We start from the raw sequence: 15,833 nt of genomic DNA on the forward strand, positions 1-15,833 counted from the left end.
CACCTCCCCCTCGATTGCAGTCTTTGGGCGGAGCCCTGCGCCTCACCCTTGCGGCACCGGCTCATTGAGCATCGCTTCGATATTGTATCCGTCGGGATCGAGAACGAAGCAGGCATAATAGTTCTCTTCATATTCCGGCCGCGGGCCGGGCGCGCCATTGTCCCGAGCGCCGGCGTCGAGCGCGGCCCGATAAAACGCCTCGACCTCCGCCCTGCTCCGAACCCGGAAGGCAACGTGCACACGCGTCAGAGGCGGCTTGTCGTCAGTGCGCTGGATTTCGAACAGACTGCCGCCGACATCAAAGGCCCAGAACACGCCCTCCTTTCCGAAGGAGAGGCGATAACCCAGAGGGTCGAAAGCGCGCTCATAGAACAGCTTGCTCTTCTCAAGGTCACTCACTGCGATGGTGATATGATCGATCATGCCGTGCCCTCCCTATCGTTCCAGCGCCCCATCATAGTCGAAATCGCCGCGGCGGAAAAAAGCGACGACTCTGATGGCGAAGGGGGAATGCTAGATCAGCAGTCCCCTGCCCCGACAGAGCGGACTCGCCCACACCCACAGCCCACCTGCCGCCGAACAGCAAAAAACCCCGCCAATCATTGACGGGGCTGTGCATGCTGAAAATCGATCGGCATTACATCCTGGGAGGAATCAATGATTGCCTTCGGTCAAAGCTTGCGCCTTGGATCCTCGCCTTGTCGACCGACAGCCGACGCGTCCGCACGGTGGAACGTTCCGACTATCGCATCGACATCAACTCCGTCATCAGCCCTGCCTTGATTTCGAGCACGGGTCGATTGACCCGGGGATGACCGATGTCATCCCGGGGATGGCCGATGTCCCTCAGTTGGTCGGGCGTCATGTCTGCCAATGCTTTCCGTCTTGCGACGCTCCGCTGCCACTTCCTCAGGGCAGCGACGATCATTGCGACGCTGTTGGACCTGAACCCGAACAACTGTCCTTTCGGCGCGCTGATGCCGGCGTGAGTTTCCGTGTGAGCCATTTTCAGTCTCCCATTTGTGAGATTTGCAGATGGGAGGCTGACACGCGGACGTATTGCGGCTGTTCGGTTCAGCGTGAACGACCAGGAAAACTTCGACAAGCCGCCGCTAAATCGGTGTTAAATCTATCTGCCGAAATGCTATTCTGCGGTGGCGGCCGAAATCTGGGAGACGATCTGTGCGCATCAGGTTGCTGGGTGGCCTTGAAGTGACGTCCCGGGAGCACCGGCAAATCCGCTTCACCACGCGCAAGACGTCACTTCTTTTTGCTGCCCTGGCGCTTGCAGGCCGCCGTGGCCATCGCAGGGAACTGCTTTCCGAAGCCTTCTGGCCGGGACGAGGCAGTCAGCAGTCCCGCAATAGCCTGCGGCAGGCGCTGGTGGATATCAGACGATCGTTCCCGAGTGCGCGAGATGCCGCCGTCTACATCGACGGGGATCAGGAGACCGTTGCGCTGATAACAGGTCCTGATGAAACCGACATTTCGATCTTCGACCGTAAACTGGAGGCCGGTCGGACGGCCGATCTCGCCTTCGCCGCCGATCTCTACCGCGGCGAGGTGCTCGCAGGCGAGGCCATTCCGGACGGGCTGGATGAGTGGTTTGGACCCTATCGGAGCACATATCAACGCAAGGCGCTGCAGCTGGTGGAGCGGTTGAGCCTCGCGTTCTCCGAGCCGGGCTCCGCGGAAGAATCGGCTTGCGAAGGGCTCGCCGAGAGGCTGCTGGCTGTGGACCCGACCGTGGAGGCCGCCCATCGGGCGCTGATGCGGATCCACGCTCTCAGGGGTCACGAAAACGCGGCCTTGCGCCAGTTCGAAGCCTGTCGGGCGTTCTTGAAGAAGCATCTTCAGGCAGAACCCGAGGCAGAGACCTTTTCCCTGGCCGCTTCGCTGCAATCGCGCCAGGGATCCGAACATCAGCGGACGGCACCCAGCCTCGACGTGGCCTTACAGCCGCAGGTCTTCCCAGCCCCGGCGAAACATCACGACCGGCCATCGGTTGCCGTATTGCCGTTTCAGAATCTGAGCGGTGATGCGGAGCAAGAATATTTTGCCGACGGCATCGTTGAGGACATCACCATCGCGCTCGCTCAATTCCGCCACCTCTATGTCATCGCACGGAATTCGAGCTTCACCTACAAAGGTCAGGCGGTCGACATAAAGCAGGTCGGACGCGAGCTGGACGTACGCTATGTGGTCGAAGGAAGTGTGCGCCGGACGGGTGACCGCCTCCGCATTGCCGGGCAGCTCATCGATACGTCGACCGGTACACATCTTTGGGCCGATCGTTTTGACGGAACCCTGGCGAATGTATTCGATCTTCAGGATCAGGTCGCCTCGAGCATCGTCGGCGCCATAACGCCGAAAGTGGAGGAGGCTGAGATCGAGCGCGCCAAACGCAAGCCGACCGAGAGCCTCGACGCCTACGACTACTATCTCCGCGGCCTGGCGGCCTTCGACCGGACGATCACCAACAGATCGGTCATCGACGAGGCCCTACGGCTTTTTATGAAGGCGATCGAGCGTGACCCGGAATTCGCCATAGCCCATGCCCGAGCGGCGCGCTGCTACGCCACCCGAAAGAGCAACGGCTGGATGCTCAATCCCGCAGAGGAAACCGCCGAAGCCACCCGGCTGGCCCGCAGAGCGGTCGAACTCGGCTGGGACGATGCGGTTGCGCTCACTTACGGCGGATATGTCATCGGTTATGTCGGCGGTGACCTTGACGACAGTGCGGCCTGCATCGATCGCGCAGTCTTTCTCAACCCGAACCTGGCCGCTGCGCTCGGCGTCAGCAGCTGGGTGAAGGCCTGCCTCGGTGAGCCCGATAAGGCCGTCGAACACGCAGCTCTTGCCATGCGCCTCAGCCCTTTGGATCCGCGCTTGTTCGCCTGGCAGTTCAACACCGGCCTCGCGCATTTTTGCGCTGGCCATTATGACGACGCCGCCGCTTGGGCGGGAAAATCGCTACGGCACCAGCCGAACTACCCGAGCGCCATGCGCGTGATGGCGGCGGGCCAGGCCATGGCCGGACGGCTTGCGCAAGCCGGGGAAACGATCACTCGCCTGTGCCTGATGGACCCCGCCCTCCGGCTTTCCAATCTCGCCGACGTGCTGCCACCATTCCGGCGACCGGACGATCGCAATCGATATATTGAGGCTCTCAGGATGGCGGGACTGCCGGAGTAGCTGCCGCTTCAGCGGCGTCATCGGAACGAAGGGGGCATACCGAGCTATTACCCACCGCCTATCGGCTAATTGCGAAACGATGCTGCTTCGTGCGAAATTGCCACGCGATGGATCACACGGGCGAAGTTCTCATTCTCACCGGGCCGCCGGGCTCGGGAAAAACCACGACGGCCGAGGCGCTTGCCAGCGAGCCCGGCTCGCCGAAGGTCCATCTTCATTCCGACGACTTCTGGCATTTCATCAAGAACGGCGTGATCCCGCCCTATCTGCCGGAAGCTCATGAACAGAATATCGTTGTCGTCGACGTGTTGACGAAGGCGGCGGCGGGCTATGCCGGCGGCGGCTACTTCGTGGTCGTGGACGGCATTGTCGGGCCGTGGTTCCTGGAACCGTTCCGGAAAATCGCGGCACCCCTCCACTACCTCATTCTGCGTCCGCCGCTCGATGTCGCCATCCGGCGCTGCCGGGAGCGTGGCGGCGATACGCTGACCGATCCCGGCCCTATTGCAGAGCTCCATCGACAGTTCTCATCGCTGGGTGCGTTTGAGCGACATGTTCTGTCGACGGATGGGCACGACAGGAAAGAGACGCTGGGCGCGGTTATCGAAGCCGTGCAGAGCGGAGCCTTCCGGCTGGCGTCATGACGTCACGCCATCGGCCTTCAGCGCAAACCAGCCCTCGCCCGCCCTTTGCAATTCGCCGCTTTCCAGTTCGTCGGGCGACATTCATGAACCCAATTCATAAGCCCATGCCGATATCACCGGCTAATCGATACCAGCCTTTGCCCTTAGGTTACGATCAAACCTGAGGAGGACATCCGCATGATCAAACGCAAGCTCGGCCAAAGAGGCCCCGACGTTTCGGCGATCGGTTTCGGCTGCATGGGGCTGAACTATCATCGCGGGCCGGCGATGGAGCGTGGCGATGCCATTGCGCTCTTGCGGGCGGCGCATGAGCGGGGCGTGACCTTCTTCGACACGGCAGAGGCCTACGGGCCGTTCACCAACGAAGATCTCGTCGGCGAGGCGCTGGCGCCGATCCGTGATGAGGTGGTGATCGCGACGAAATTCGGCTTCAAGGAGGGCCGGCCTGATGTGGGCCTGGATAGCCGGCCGGAACGCATCCGAGTGGTCGTCGAAGAAGCCCTCACGCGGCTTCGCACCGATCGCATCGATATCTTCTACCAGCATCGGGTCGACCCTGCCGTGTCGATCGAAGAGGTGGCAGGCACGGTCAAGGATCTGATTGGCGCCGGCAAAGTGCTGCATTTCGGTCTCTCCGAAGCCGATGCCGACTCTATCCGCCGCGCCCATGCCGTGCAGCCCGTCACCGTGTTGCAAAGCGAATATTCGCTGTGGTGGCGTAACCCGGAACGGGAAATCCTGGCCATCGTCGAAGAACTCGGCATCGGCTTCGTGCCCTATAGCCCGCTCGGCCGCGGCTTCCTCACCGGCAAGATGGATGAGAACACCAGTTTCGAAGGCGGCAACGACCACCGCAAGACCAATCCGCGCCTCTCGGCCGAAAACCGCAAGGCAAACCAGCCGGTGGTCGATGCGATCGAGGCGATTGCCGGCCGCAGGAACGCGACTGCGGCCCAGATCGCCATCGCCTGGCTGATGGCGCGCAAGCCCTGGATCGTCCCCATTCCCGGCACCACCAAGCTGCACCGGCTGGAAGAGAATATCGCCGCCGCCGACATCACCTTCACATCGGAGGAACTGGCCGAGATCGACGCGGTCTTCTCAGGCATCGAGGTCCACGGCGATCGCTACTCCGCAACATCGGCAGCCCGCGTCACGCGGTGAGCCGAAGGCCAATGCCCGTTGGCCCCCAGTCGCTGACGTCTTCGAGAAACCCGCAAACCGCCCGCGAGAAATCGCGGACGGTTGCATCATCGTGTGGCACCCGCCTCAGGCGCGGATGATCAGTCCTGGCTCTGCAGGCGGTCCATCACCTGGAGCAGCAGATCGGCGCAGGCCTTCATCGGTTCATCCTCGGCGCATTTGAGATCGATCTGGGTATTCCCGTCTTCAATCCGGAAATGGGCTGCCTTGGACGGCGGTGGTGGCGGCGGGCGATGACCGCGGAAACCACGGAAGCCCATGTCGCCTCTCCGACCATGCCAGCGGTAATCGGGGCGATCTCCCGGCCGCGCATCCGGCCGGTCCGTCATCTGCTCATCGTCATCAGAGGCAGACGGAGATGGCGGCGGAGGCGGCGAGCCGGGTTCGGCCGCTGCCGGTGGAGTTCCGGCGGATGGCGGAGCGGGCGGCTGTTGGGCGAAGGCGGTGCCAGCCAGTGCGGCAAGGGCAAGGCCTGATAGGAGAAGTCGTTGCATGAGAAGCTTTCCTTTCGGAGTTATGAGGCGTGTCTGTAAACACCGCAGCGCGGCTTTGGTTCACGCCCGTCAGGGCCTGTGATCGAAATCGGCAAACCGTCTGTGCGGCGGACCTTTCGGCGGTCGCAGCGCTTCGGTTCGTCCGTCCTGGCGAACGAGGTAGCTTGCATGCACGAAGCCATCGTCGAAGCGACCCTGCACGGTGACGGCTTCATCCGGGGTGACGAGAGCGCGACCCTCGCCGGCCCGGCCCGTTTCAACAAGCGCCCTGCCGCTGTCGTCCTGCAGCACAAACTTGTTGCCGTAGATCTCGGCGACCTTGCCCTTGATGGTGACGAGGCTGGTGGCCGGCATGGCCGAAATCGCCACGGGCGTCAGCGGCGCCATTTCAGGCGTGGGACGCATCATCTTCACGGCGCCGGCGCCCCCGGCAGCACCGATGACAAGCGCCACGGCGGCCGCGATCACGGGGATCGCCAGCCGGCGCCGGCGGTATCCTGGCGGCATAGGCGTGGCGGCGCCTTCGGGATGTCCGTTGTCCTGGTCTTCATCAGGCATATATCTGCTCCTTGCTTCAGTAATGGCGGCAATCTAACCGCCACACCCCCTCGCCTGCCTGAACCTCTCCGTTCAGATTGAGTTAAGCTCGGCCCGATAGTTTTGGCCCGTCCCCAGAGATACCCTTCGATGAAAGCCCTGCCCCATGCGCGTAGTGCTCGTCGAAGATGATGAAGACCTCAGCGGCCGGATCGCCGCCGTGCTGCGATCGGAAAACTTCGTCGTCGATATCGCGCGCAACGGCGAGGACGCTCTCCATGCGGGGCTCACCGAACTCTTCGATGTCGCGATCCTTGACCTCGGCCTGCCGAAGATCGATGGCGTCAGCGTGCTGAATGGCTGGCGCGAGGGCGATCGCAATCTGCCGGTTCTGGTGCTGACGGCCCGCGACGGCTGGCCGGACAAGGTCTCGAGCTTCAAGGCCGGCGCCGACGATTTCCTCGCCAAACCTTTCAAGGTGGAAGAACTGGTGCTGCGCCTGCGCGCTCTGGTGCGCCGGGCGTCCGGCCATGCCGCCTCGCGGCTCGTCTGCGGCGCACTGGTCTTCGATGCGCAGCTCGGCACCTTCGAGCTCGACGGACTACCGCTGAAGCTGACGGCGCTGGAATGGCGGGTGCTCTCCTGTCTGATGTTGCGCAAGGAGATGATCGTCGACCGGCGCGAACTCACCGAGCGCGTCTATGACGGCGATGCCGAAGTCGACTCCAATTCCATCGAAGTCATCATCGCCCGCTTGCGTAAGAAGCTCGGGGGTGATCGCATCGAGACGATGCGTGGCCGAATCGAGACGGTGCGCGGCCGCGGCTATATGCTGACGGCAGCAGTGGCGCCATGAAGGCCCCGTCCCTCAAGCCGAGATCGATCGCCGGCCGGCTGCTGATGTTTTCCGGCATCTTCGTGACGCTGGCGCTCGCTGTGGCCGCCATCGTGCTCTGGCTGGCGCTGAAAACGGTGGTGCGCGAGCAGCTCGACCAGCGTTTGGACATCCAGATCGGCGCCCTTGCCGGCGCGGTGACGCGCGACGCTGAGGGAAGGATCGCCCTCTCCACGCCGCTCGATGCGCCGCCCTTCGATCGCCCCTCCTCCGGCTGGTACTGGCAGATCGACGACGGGCGGCAACGCCTGACCTCCCGCTCCCTGATGAATGGCACGATAGACGCACCGCCGCCACGGCAGGATCTGCGTCATGTGCTGATGGGCATGCCGACATCAGGCAGCGGCGGTGATCGGGGAAGAGGGCCGCTCTATCTTCGCCAGGCGGTGCGCAGCATCGACGGCATGACGCTGACGATCACCGCGACGGCACCAATGATCGCCCTCGTCGGTCCGGCGCTCCGCGCGCTCTTCTGGCTTGTGCCCTGTATGCTGCTGCTCGGCCTCGTGCTGATGGCCGGTACGCTCTGGCAGATCCGCTTCGGCCTGCGCCCCCTGAAATCCATGGCGGCCAATATCGATGCCATCAACCGGGGCGAACGCGCCCGCCTGCCCGATGAGGCGACCGTCGAGCTTACGCCGCTCTCACTGAAAACCAACACGCTGCTGGCGGCCAACGAAGAGCGGCTGGCGGCAACACGCATGCAGTTCGCCAACCTTGCCCATGGCCTCAAGACACCGGTGGCGAGCCTGCTGCTGGCGCTCGACGAGAAAAACGATCCGCAAGGCGCATTGCGCAGCCTCGCGGCCCGGATCGACAACAGGATCAAGCACCACCTCGCCGCCGCCCGCCGGGTGATGGCCTCGTCGGACAATGTCGCCAGCACTGAGATGGCGGCATCGGTCGCCGATCTGCACCGGGCGATCGGCCAGATTCATGCCGAACGCAAGATCGCCTTCGACACCGATATCGCCCAAGGCCTGCGGGTCGCCTGCGACGAAAGCGATGTCGAGGAAATGCTCGGTAACCTGATCGACAACGCCTTCAAATGGGCCGCCTCCCGCGTCACCCTCCGCGCCCGCCGCGACGGCCCGACCGCCCGCATCACCATCGAAGACGACGGCCCCGGCATCCCCCCGGCCCGCCTCGCCGCCGTCCTCCTGCCGGGCGTCCGCGAAGACGAACACGTCCCCGGCAACGGCTTTGGCCTCAGCATCGTCAACGAGCTCGCGGGGCTTTACGGTGGGTCGCTGGTGTTGGAGGCGAATGGGATGGTGGGGTTGAGGTGTGTGCTATGTTTGCCGGTGGCGGTAACACACGTCGCTGCTTCGGGAGGAAGTTGACGCCCGCATCGCCTAGACGGTTGATGCAATGCTACAAGTTCTTGAAGCCTTTGGTGTCTTTGGCAAACGAAGACGTTAGCATCGTCGCCGCTTTCCCAGAAAGAATCGTCATTGAATTCTACAAAAATTCGCTCACCTTGAGGAAACACAATGGCGAAGAAGCCGACCGGTAACCAAGGACGCTATCGGGTCATAGTTGAGGACGATGGAAACGCTTCGGGCGAATTCCTGCGTGACCTGCTAGGGACAAGCAAAGACGCCATTGAACTCCGCGTGGTTGAATTGTTTGCCGAAGCCTGGAAGACAAAGACTGGTGTGGCGTTCCGGTGGCATCAGAATCCCGAGAACGACGTCGACTTCACCCTTGACCTACCGGGCGGGCGGGTAAAGCTCGAACTAACGGAGCTTGTGCTGCACGACGGCGAAGGAAACCCGTTCAAATCCGGAAACAAGCTTCGGACGTTTGGCCAGTATGCAGAGGTGTTGGTCGAGCGCGTTACAAGCAAGTCCAATCACTATCAGGTTGTGTCAATCCCTACTCACCTGTTGATCTATCCGACCCACGAGCCCTTTGACGCGCCCGACCAGGCTATTGCGTTGGCCAAAATGAAGCTGAAAGCACTCAATCCGGCTCCAGTCTTCGAGAATATTTTCTACCTGCAGATGCTTCCCACCGGTCCGATTGTAAGATGTTTGTATCCTACCCCCGATGGTTTTCTTTCTGATTTCAATCCTGATGAATGGGAGAACCGGGGAATAGTCATCTTCGACCCCGCTCTGGCTGAATTCAAAAGCGGATAGTGTCTCACTCTGCGCTGTTAAGCGTAGGACTGGCATGGGTTAACATTGGGAGGAGGACCTTATGCCTGAAGCGCAATTGTCAGTTCCCGGCACAACGCTCCCTCCCTCAATGCCGCCATCAAGCCCCATCCCGATTATCACCGCTCCCGTCGCGACGTCTTTCGCCTCGCCTCTGCCTTGTTGCTCGCGTATCGTGGACGCACGATTCGCCGTCCGCAAACGAGGGTGGGCATGAACGAAGCATCAAAGGAGAGCGCGATGACGGACGCCAAGAGCGGCATTTCTGGACTACGGCCGCATATTACAGTCATTGGCGTCGGCGGCGGTGGTGGCAATGCGATCAACAATATGATCGCGGAAAAGCTGGCGGGCGTCGAATTCGTCGCTGCGAACACGGACGCTCAGGTGCTGGCCACCTCCAAGGCGACGCGCCGCATCCAGCTTGGCGCGAATGTGACGGAGGGTCTCGGCGCCGGTTCGTTGCCGGAGGTCGGCCATGCGGCTGCCGAAGAGTCGCTCGATGAGATCATGGATCACCTGGCCGGCTCGCACATGTGCTTCGTCACCGCCGGCATGGGCGGCGGCACAGGCACGGGTGCTGCACCTGTCATCGCCCGCGCTGCGCGTGCCGCAGGCATCCTGACGGTTGGCGTCGTCACCAAGCCCTTTACCTTTGAAGGCAACCGCCGCATGCGGATGGCGGAAATCGGCATCGAGGCGCTTCGCCAGGCGGCCGATACGGTCATCGTCATTCCCAATCAGAACCTTTTCCGCATCGCCGATGCAAAAACGACGTTCGCCGATGCTTTCATGACCGCCGACCGCGTGCTCTATGCCGGCGTCGGCTGCATTACCGACCTGATCGTCAAGGAAGGCCTGATCAACCTAGATTTTGCCGACGTGAAGTCGGTCATGTCAGGCATGGGCCGCGCCATGATGGGCACTGGCGAAGCCTCCGGTGAAAGCCGCGCGATGAAGGCGGCGGAAGCGGCAATTGCCAACCCGCTTCTTGACGATATCTCGATGCGGGGCGCCAGGGGCGTACTGATCTCGATCTCCGGCGGTTCGGACATGACGCTGTTCGAAGTGGACGAAGCGGCAAGCCGCATTCGTGACGAAGTGCAGGAAGACGCCGATATCGTCGTCGGCGCGATCTTCGACCGCAGCCTCGACGGCAAGTTCCGCGTTTCGGTGGTAGCGACCGGCCTGGAAGGCAGCCCGCTGCCCGCATCCGCGCCTCACGCCGCCGAACAGATCCAGACGCGCACGCTGCAGTAAGCGCAGCGGCGCGACATATCCGAGCACGACAGCCTGCCGCGTCTTTTCAGACGCGCGGCGCTGTCGTGCTTCAATGTCCTGCGCTCCGGCGAAATCGCCGCGATCACCGGTCGTTGATCGTCGGAAGGTGCGTTTCGACCTCTACGCGGCGCTTGTCATCCAACGGCTCAATGTGCTTCTGCCAGAAGGCCTCGGCCTCCGGCGTGTCATCATCCCAGTGGCGGATCTTGACGATATTGTCATCGATTTTGGCCAGCCGTTTGCCGCCAAGCCGCAGGTATTCGTCCGCCAGTTCTTTCGATCGGGTCGTTTGCATGTCGTGCTCCTCCATAGGCGAACCGAAAGGCCGATCGTCATTACCGGGTTGGCCGGCAATCGGCATCCCCGTTATCGGCGCTTCCGCGCCTTCCTGTTAAACAGTACGGCGGGATCATGGTTCCAAATCATCGGCCGAGACCGGTCCACGCGGCCGGCTGAAGGCGTCGGCCGCCATCCATGTTCCGCACGGCCCGCCGCTCTTGCTGCCAGGACAGCCGGAGACGCCTCGTACTGGCAGGAGAGCGGCCTTGTCCGCAACGACAAGACTGCATACGTCGGGGCGATCTTCGACCGCAGCCTCGACGGCAAGTTCCGCGTCTCAGTGGTAGCGACCGGCCTGGAAGGCAGCCCGCTGCCCGCATCCGCGCCTCACGCCGCCGTTAAAGGCCCCGCCGTGAAGAGAACGGGCGGGGTCGGCATTCGAGCGGTAAGGAATAGAACGCCGTGCTTGCTTTCGGACGCACAAAGGACGCTCTAACACTTTCAATCCTCGCATCGTGCTTTCCGAAAATCGATTCCGATTTTCGGGCTGATGCGCTAGATGAACAGGACGTCCGAGATATTGTGCACCACGGAGATTTCGTCGATCCCGGTGTTGGTGATGTAGAGATTATCCGCCGCTGAATCATAGACCACGTTGGTGATCAAGTCGTCTCCCGGTATGGCGATGTTGACGTCGACCGCTGTCTTGACCCCGGTTTCAAAGTCGAAGGCCGTGCCGATATGCTCGCTGCTGGAGGAATCGCCGAAGAAGAACGTGCCGTCGACGGCAAAGCCGTAGCCGAGCCCGCCGGCCGCGAAGGTCTTGGATTCGATCGGGTTGAGCGTGTCGGGATCGATCTTGGAGACCTGCCAGGTAGCATCATCGATGCGGCCGACGACGTAAATGCCGGTCGAATCCTGCATCGTATTGACGGCCGTGTATCCACCCCAGTCGAACGTACCCGCCCCGTTCTTGCCGATAAGGCCGGGAATCGGGTCGCCCTTCTGATCGAGCGATCCGTCGGCGGCATCCCACTTTGCGAGATAAGTCTGATCGGGGAAAGGGTCCTCCTCGCCTCTCGCCTCGTTGGTTCTTCCGATGATCTCGCCGCCGCGGACCGAAAAATAGGTTCCGCCGATGTCAAATTCGCCCTTGTCATAGTCGCCGAGAGAGATGGCGCCGCTGGCATGGTCGGCTTCGAATGCGGCTGCGTTGTCGTAAATGCTCACCATGGAACCATCTGGGAAACCATGGCCGGAACTGACGTAATACTTGCCGGTTAGCGGATCGATCGCGACCCCCTGGAGTTCGTAATGGTCCTGGAAGGGGCGCACCACATCCGCCTGGGCCTCGACATGATTGGTGTTCAACGACTTCCCGTCCGTCACGCCGTCGACGGTCAGCGTGATCACGCCGGCATCCGCGTGACCGGCGCCGTCGGAGACCTTGTAATATTGGAGTTTCTCCGTGATATGCTCGCCGTCGTTGAGGCCCGCCTTTACGGCCGGATCGAGATCGTAGGTGAAGCTTCCATCGCCTGCGAAATGGAAGGTGCCGAATTCACCCGCCACGTCGGTTGTCTGCCCTTGCCCCTGACCGGCAGGAATGCTCGTGCCCTCGACCGAACGCAGGAAAAGCGTGCCCGCCTCTCCAGCGTGATCATTGGCAAGCACGTTGCCGGCCATCTCGCTTCCTTCGCGGAACGAGAAGGCGTCGTCGACCGCGACCGGCGGGCTCGTGACCCCGTGAATGTCGAGCGTGAAATGGCCGACATCGGTATTGCCGGCGCCGTCGGAGATTTTGTAGCCGATCGTCTCCGTCAGCGTCATTCCGTCAACGAAGCCCGCCTTGGCCGCCTCGTTCAGCGTATAGGTGTAAGAGCCGTCTGCCTTGACGTGGAACGTGCCGTATTCACCCTCGATATCGGTAATCGCACCATCCTTCTTGGCAAGCACCCTCTCGCCGTCGAAGAAGTTGAGAAACATGTTGCCGGAGCCCCCTACCAGATCATTATCCAGCAGATTGCCTGAGATCACATCATTCTCGGAAGCGCTCCTGACATCATCGACCGCCACAGGTTTTGCAAGCACTGCCATGGATATCTCCTTCAAGCTCCATTCGCCTTGGTCTATCGGGAGGAAAGCAGCTGAAACCGGGTCGGTCAATAAATTTTCTAGCAGGAGTGGTATTTTAGCCTTTCACAGCTTTGTCATGCTAGCAAGCCCGAAGCGGCGCCCAAGACCGCGGCAGATATGAATTCATTGAAATCCCCCATCCGCGCGGCTCAAATCTTGGGCGCGCCTATCCACAGAATGACTGCAGATTTGTCGGGACTGAGGCGATGAAGACCGCAATACCATCGATCGACCAATTGCCCTCGCCTCAGCCCACCAACCCCTTGATCTTCGCCGTATCCTCCGCCGTCGCCGGGTTGTACACCACCATGCTGAGATCCGGCCGGCCATCCACCTGGAAGGCGGAATATTCGAAAGCGAGTGGGCCGAGGATGGGGTGTTTGATGTGCTTGGCGCCCTCGCCGTGGCTGCGCACGTCGTTGTCGCGCCACATCGCTAGGAATTCGGGGCTCTTGCGGCAGAGTTCGTCGACGAGGGGCTCGACCTCGGCCGCGGCACCCGCGCGGGCCGCATCCACGCGGAAGGCGGCGACGACGAAACGGGCAACACTTTCCCAGTCGTATTGGGCGGCGCGCACGCGCGGATCGAGGAAGATGAAGCGGAGCACGTTGCGCTCCTCAGGTGGCAGCGCGCCGTAATCGGTCAGAAGCACGGTTGCCGCCCGGTTCCAGCCGACGACGTCCCAGATCGCAGTGCGGATCAGCGCAGGGCTCGGGTCCAGCGCATCGAGCACGCCCTGCAGCCTGGGCGTCACGCCCTCTTGCCTGTGGTAACGCACCTCGGGCGGGCGGCCGAGGCCGATGAGGAAGAGATGCTCGCGCTCGACATCGGTCAGCATCAGCGCGCGCGAGATTCGGTCGAGCACGTCGGCAGACGGCGCACCGCCGCGCCCCTGCTCCAGCCAGGTGTACCAGGTCGGGCTGATATTGGCGCGGCTCGCCACCTCCTCGCGCCGCAGACCCGGCGTGCGCCGCCGCTCCCCCGCAAAGCCGAAGGCGGCGGGATCGAGCCTGACGCGGCGACCCTTCAGATAGGCGCCGAGCCGGTTATCCGAGGTGATGAATTTACCCATCCTGTTAGCCTTTATACCATGATAATGTCACTACTTTACCATGATACAGGCAGAGCCAATATGTGTCTCCGGCAAAAACTGGAGATATCACATGCGCATATTCGTCACTGGAGCCACCGGCTGGGTCGGCTCGGCCGTCGTCGATGAATTGATCGCCGCCGGCCACAAGGTGCTCGGCCTCACCCGCTCCGACAAGGGAGCGGATCAACTGGCGGCAGCCGGTGCCGAAGTCCATCACGGCACGCTCGACGACCTGGGAAGTCTGAAGAGCGGTGCCGCTGAGGCGGACGCCGTGATCCACACGGCTTTCAACCACGATTTCTCGAAATTCGCCGAGAACTGCGCCGCCGACCGGCGCGCCATCGAGGCGCTCGGCGAAGCCCTCCAAGGCTCCGATCGTCCGCTGCTGGTCACGGCCGGCCTCGGCTTTGCCCCCGGCCGTGTCGGCACCGAGAAGGATCCGCCCATGCCGACGTCGGAGACCTACCCTCGCGCCTCCGAAATCACCGCGGTATCGCTTGTCGCCCGCGGCGTGCGCGCCTCCACCGTCCGGCTCCCGCCCTCGGTGCATGGCCATGGCGACCACGGCTTCGTGCCGATCCTGATCGATTTGGCCCGGCGCAAGGGCGTCTCGGCCTATATCGGCGAAGGGCAGAACCGCTGGCCGACCGTGCACCGGCTCGATGCCGCCCGTGTCTATCGCCTGGCGCTGGAGCGCGGCGCCGTCGGCGGCCCGTTCCTGGCAGTCGCGGAAGAGGGAGTTCCCTTCAGGCAGATCGCCGAGGTCATCGGCCGGCGGCTCGATGTGCCCGCCGTCTCGCTCTCACGGGAAGAAGCGGCCGAGCATTTCGGCTGGTTCGGCATGTTCGCCGGCTTCGACATCCCGACCTCGAGCGAGCATACCCGCGCACTGCTCGGCTGGCAGCCGCAACAGCCCGGCCTCCTCGCCGATATCGACCATCCGGCCTATTTCGGTGGGTAGCGTAACCGTGCCCGCATATAAAATGGAGCATTTCCGTGACTGGAGAAAACGGAAATGCCTCCCGGTTTGGCTCGTGAGGAGAACCAGCGACAGCCCGAGCTAGTGCGACCGGCTCTCGTTCCTATCGGCGGGATCGTAATTAATGTCCCAATCCTTCTCAGGCTTTTTCTTGCCGGGCGGGTTCTTGTTTACCGTCGCATCCTCGGAGCCGGTGATGACGGTCGGCTTGGCGCTGGCGACGCCGGTGCTCTTCCGGTCGGCCCGCGACTTGGCGAACTGGCCGGTCGCGTCTTTCTCGGGGCTGGCCATGTCAATCGCCCTTCTGCTTCAGCGCATCGCCGAGATCTCTGGTCTCGGGGTCGCGATTGTTTTCGCCATGCGCGTCACGGTCGCGATCCGGATCATCCTTGGCCTTCATGTAGCCGCGAGGCTTATTCCCCCTCGGCCCTTCCCAGCGGGGTGACTGGTCGGTCGTGCCGGGGGCGCCGTCTTTCGGTGTCGTCATGCCCATGTTCGTTTCTCCATGTTGAATTCGAACAACAGGCAAAACCCTGAACTGTTCCCGCCCAGTCTCACAAATGCCAGCCAGTCGGCCGATCTTTTGCTCTCACCGAACAGCCGGCCCCGGCGGTTGGCGCAGAAAAATATGGAACAGTGTCGACCTCCATTGACCACAGGTCGACCTCAAATATGGAGCCGAAAATGAGCAAGACCAACGCCCGTGAACTTCAGAAACGCGCCGAACAGCAGGTCAAGAACACCAGCGCCGGCGGCCACCTCGGCGGCACCTATTTCGGCCAACAGCCGGACGGAAAAACCGCCTCGGACAGCAGCAATGACAGCGCCAAGGCACGGCCCAACGACGGCAATTGAGGTCGGCAGGCTGCCGCAACGCGTGTGACCTGATGCTATCCACCATCCGATGAATCCGTCGCGCCCAGCGCGCTGGGCGC

At 62.3% G+C, this 15,833-nt stretch carries 18 protein-coding genes and 1 pseudogene; 10 read left to right on the forward strand and 9 right to left on the reverse strand.

Going from position 1 to position 15,833, the window contains the following annotated elements:
* Positions 1–42: 42 nt before the first annotated feature.
* On the reverse strand, positions 43–423 hold the full coding sequence (locus ACD590_RS13040; protein ID WP_439002717.1) for a VOC family protein: 381 nt from the start codon (positions 421–423) through the stop codon (positions 43–45).
* 319 nt (positions 424–742) lie between these two features.
* Positions 743–1,006 (reverse strand): DUF1127 domain-containing protein, encoded by a 264-nt coding sequence (locus ACD590_RS13045; protein ID WP_439002718.1) that lies wholly within the window; start codon positions 1,004–1,006, stop codon positions 743–745.
* A gap of 176 nt (positions 1,007–1,182) precedes the next feature.
* On the opposite strand from ACD590_RS13045, the gene ACD590_RS13050 reads away from it, so the two are divergent.
* The 3 genes from ACD590_RS13050 (at position 1,183) to ACD590_RS13060 (ending at position 5,003) form a co-directional block, all read left to right on the forward strand.
* Positions 1,183–3,195 (forward strand): BTAD domain-containing putative transcriptional regulator, encoded by a 2,013-nt coding sequence (locus ACD590_RS13050; protein ID WP_439002719.1) that lies wholly within the window; start codon positions 1,183–1,185, stop codon positions 3,193–3,195.
* Positions 3,196–3,302: 107 nt separating this feature from the next.
* The gene (locus tag ACD590_RS13055; RefSeq protein ID WP_193443601.1) at positions 3,303–3,839 is read left to right on the forward strand and encodes an ATP-binding protein; all 537 of its coding nucleotides are present in this window, start codon (positions 3,303–3,305) and stop codon (positions 3,837–3,839) included.
* A 177-nt stretch (positions 3,840–4,016) separates the two neighbouring features.
* Positions 4,017–5,003 (forward strand): aldo/keto reductase, encoded by a 987-nt coding sequence (locus ACD590_RS13060; protein WP_193443599.1) that lies wholly within the window; start codon positions 4,017–4,019, stop codon positions 5,001–5,003.
* 119 nt (positions 5,004–5,122) lie between these two features.
* Here the strand turns inward: ACD590_RS13060 and ACD590_RS13065 are convergent, their stop codons facing one another.
* Both ACD590_RS13065 and ACD590_RS13070 read right to left on the reverse strand, forming a co-directional pair.
* Entirely contained in the window at positions 5,123–5,536 is a 414-nt protein-coding gene (locus tag ACD590_RS13065; protein WP_047621180.1) for a hypothetical protein, read from the reverse strand.
* Between the two features lie 69 nt (positions 5,537–5,605).
* A complete protein-coding gene (locus ACD590_RS13070; RefSeq protein WP_247265153.1) occupies positions 5,606–6,094 on the reverse strand; it encodes a hypothetical protein in 489 nt (162 codons plus the stop codon).
* A gap of 145 nt (positions 6,095–6,239) precedes the next feature.
* On the opposite strand from ACD590_RS13070, the gene ACD590_RS13075 reads away from it, so the two are divergent.
* From ACD590_RS13075 to ftsZ, 4 genes are all read left to right on the forward strand, one after another.
* Entirely contained in the window at positions 6,240–6,929 is a 690-nt protein-coding gene (locus ACD590_RS13075; RefSeq protein WP_439002720.1) for a response regulator transcription factor, read from the forward strand.
* Positions 6,926–8,311, forward strand: a complete 1,386-nt coding sequence (locus ACD590_RS13080; protein WP_439002721.1) for a sensor histidine kinase — start codon at positions 6,926–6,928, stop codon at positions 8,309–8,311. The genes ACD590_RS13075 and ACD590_RS13080 overlap by 4 nt, the downstream gene beginning before the upstream one ends.
* 150 nt (positions 8,312–8,461) lie before the next feature.
* Entirely contained in the window at positions 8,462–9,112 is a 651-nt protein-coding gene (locus tag ACD590_RS13085) for a hypothetical protein (protein ID WP_439002722.1), read from the forward strand.
* Between the two features lie 258 nt (positions 9,113–9,370).
* Positions 9,371–10,390 (forward strand): cell division protein FtsZ, encoded by a 1,020-nt coding sequence (ftsZ, locus tag ACD590_RS13090; protein ID WP_012758070.1) that lies wholly within the window; start codon positions 9,371–9,373, stop codon positions 10,388–10,390.
* Positions 10,391–10,493: 103 nt separating this feature from the next.
* Here the strand turns inward: ftsZ and ACD590_RS13095 are convergent, their stop codons facing one another.
* Positions 10,494–10,772, reverse strand: coding sequence for a hypothetical protein (locus tag ACD590_RS13095; RefSeq protein ID WP_018074348.1), 279 nt, complete (start codon positions 10,770–10,772; stop codon positions 10,494–10,496).
* Between the two features lie 204 nt (positions 10,773–10,976).
* Here ACD590_RS13095 and ACD590_RS13100 point away from each other — a divergent pair.
* Positions 10,977–11,186: pseudogene (locus tag ACD590_RS13100) on the forward strand (cell division protein FtsZ); the annotation flags it as partial.
* A 59-nt stretch (positions 11,187–11,245) separates the two neighbouring features.
* On the opposite strand, the gene ACD590_RS13105 reads toward ACD590_RS13100, so the two are convergent.
* Together ACD590_RS13105 and ACD590_RS13110 are read right to left on the reverse strand one after the other, a co-directional pair.
* On the reverse strand, positions 11,246–12,787 hold the full coding sequence (locus ACD590_RS13105) for an Ig-like domain-containing protein (RefSeq protein WP_439002723.1): 1,542 nt from the start codon (positions 12,785–12,787) through the stop codon (positions 11,246–11,248).
* 286 nt (positions 12,788–13,073) lie between these two features.
* The gene (locus tag ACD590_RS13110) at positions 13,074–13,898 is read right to left on the reverse strand and encodes a helix-turn-helix transcriptional regulator (protein WP_018242658.1); all 825 of its coding nucleotides are present in this window, start codon (positions 13,896–13,898) and stop codon (positions 13,074–13,076) included.
* A 91-nt stretch (positions 13,899–13,989) separates the two neighbouring features.
* Between ACD590_RS13110 and ACD590_RS13115 the strand changes: the two genes are divergently transcribed.
* The gene (locus ACD590_RS13115) at positions 13,990–14,880 is read left to right on the forward strand and encodes an SDR family oxidoreductase (RefSeq protein WP_439002724.1); all 891 of its coding nucleotides are present in this window, start codon (positions 13,990–13,992) and stop codon (positions 14,878–14,880) included.
* A gap of 99 nt (positions 14,881–14,979) precedes the next feature.
* Here the strand turns inward: ACD590_RS13115 and ACD590_RS13120 are convergent, their stop codons facing one another.
* On the reverse strand, positions 14,980–15,189 hold the full coding sequence (locus ACD590_RS13120) for a hypothetical protein (RefSeq protein ID WP_130729184.1): 210 nt from the start codon (positions 15,187–15,189) through the stop codon (positions 14,980–14,982).
* 1 nt (position 15,190) lies between these two features.
* Positions 15,191–15,391 (reverse strand): hypothetical protein, encoded by a 201-nt coding sequence (locus ACD590_RS13125; protein WP_018242661.1) that lies wholly within the window; start codon positions 15,389–15,391, stop codon positions 15,191–15,193.
* Between the two features lie 191 nt (positions 15,392–15,582).
* On the opposite strand from ACD590_RS13125, the gene ACD590_RS13130 reads away from it, so the two are divergent.
* Positions 15,583–15,753: a hypothetical protein gene (locus ACD590_RS13130; RefSeq protein WP_018242662.1), complete on the forward strand. Its 171-nt coding sequence runs from the start codon at positions 15,583–15,585 to the stop codon at positions 15,751–15,753.
* Positions 15,754–15,833: the final 80 nt, after the last annotated feature.

It is taken from the genome of Rhizobium sp. 862_C5_N1_2, assembly GCF_051811205.1.
Lineage (GTDB): Bacteria > Pseudomonadota > Alphaproteobacteria > Rhizobiales > Rhizobiaceae > Rhizobium > Rhizobium leguminosarum.

What these genes read in the sequence shown, in the direction of transcription:
- ACD590_RS13040 (WP_439002717.1), bottom strand. Translation starts at nt 423, where the DNA reads ATGATCGATCATATCACCATCGCAGTGAGTGACCTTGAGAAGAGCAAG.
- ACD590_RS13045 (WP_439002718.1), bottom strand. Translation starts at nt 1,006, where the DNA reads ATGGCTCACACGGAAACTCACGCCGGCATCAGCGCGCCGAAAGGACAG.
- ACD590_RS13055 (WP_193443601.1), top strand. Translation starts at nt 3,303, where the DNA reads ATGGATCACACGGGCGAAGTTCTCATTCTCACCGGGCCGCCGGGCTCG.
- ACD590_RS13060 (WP_193443599.1), top strand. Translation starts at nt 4,017, where the DNA reads ATGATCAAACGCAAGCTCGGCCAAAGAGGCCCCGACGTTTCGGCGATC.
- ACD590_RS13065 (WP_047621180.1), bottom strand. Translation starts at nt 5,536, where the DNA reads ATGCAACGACTTCTCCTATCAGGCCTTGCCCTTGCCGCACTGGCTGGC.
- ACD590_RS13070 (WP_247265153.1), bottom strand. Translation starts at nt 6,094, where the DNA reads ATGCCTGATGAAGACCAGGACAACGGACATCCCGAAGGCGCCGCCACG.
- ACD590_RS13075 (WP_439002720.1), top strand. Translation starts at nt 6,240, where the DNA reads ATGCGCGTAGTGCTCGTCGAAGATGATGAAGACCTCAGCGGCCGGATC.
- ACD590_RS13080 (WP_439002721.1), top strand. Translation starts at nt 6,926, where the DNA reads ATGAAGGCCCCGTCCCTCAAGCCGAGATCGATCGCCGGCCGGCTGCTG.
- ACD590_RS13085 (WP_439002722.1), top strand. Translation starts at nt 8,462, where the DNA reads ATGGCGAAGAAGCCGACCGGTAACCAAGGACGCTATCGGGTCATAGTT.
- ftsZ (WP_012758070.1), top strand. Translation starts at nt 9,371, where the DNA reads ATGACGGACGCCAAGAGCGGCATTTCTGGACTACGGCCGCATATTACA.
- ACD590_RS13095 (WP_018074348.1), bottom strand. Translation starts at nt 10,772, where the DNA reads ATGCCGATTGCCGGCCAACCCGGTAATGACGATCGGCCTTTCGGTTCG.
- ACD590_RS13105 (WP_439002723.1), bottom strand. Translation starts at nt 12,787, where the DNA reads ATGGCAGTGCTTGCAAAACCTGTGGCGGTCGATGATGTCAGGAGCGCT.
- ACD590_RS13110 (WP_018242658.1), bottom strand. Translation starts at nt 13,898, where the DNA reads ATGGGTAAATTCATCACCTCGGATAACCGGCTCGGCGCCTATCTGAAG.
- ACD590_RS13115 (WP_439002724.1), top strand. Translation starts at nt 13,990, where the DNA reads ATGCGCATATTCGTCACTGGAGCCACCGGCTGGGTCGGCTCGGCCGTC.
- ACD590_RS13120 (WP_130729184.1), bottom strand. Translation starts at nt 15,189, where the DNA reads ATGGCCAGCCCCGAGAAAGACGCGACCGGCCAGTTCGCCAAGTCGCGG.
- ACD590_RS13125 (WP_018242661.1), bottom strand. Translation starts at nt 15,391, where the DNA reads ATGGGCATGACGACACCGAAAGACGGCGCCCCCGGCACGACCGACCAG.
- ACD590_RS13130 (WP_018242662.1), top strand. Translation starts at nt 15,583, where the DNA reads ATGAGCAAGACCAACGCCCGTGAACTTCAGAAACGCGCCGAACAGCAG.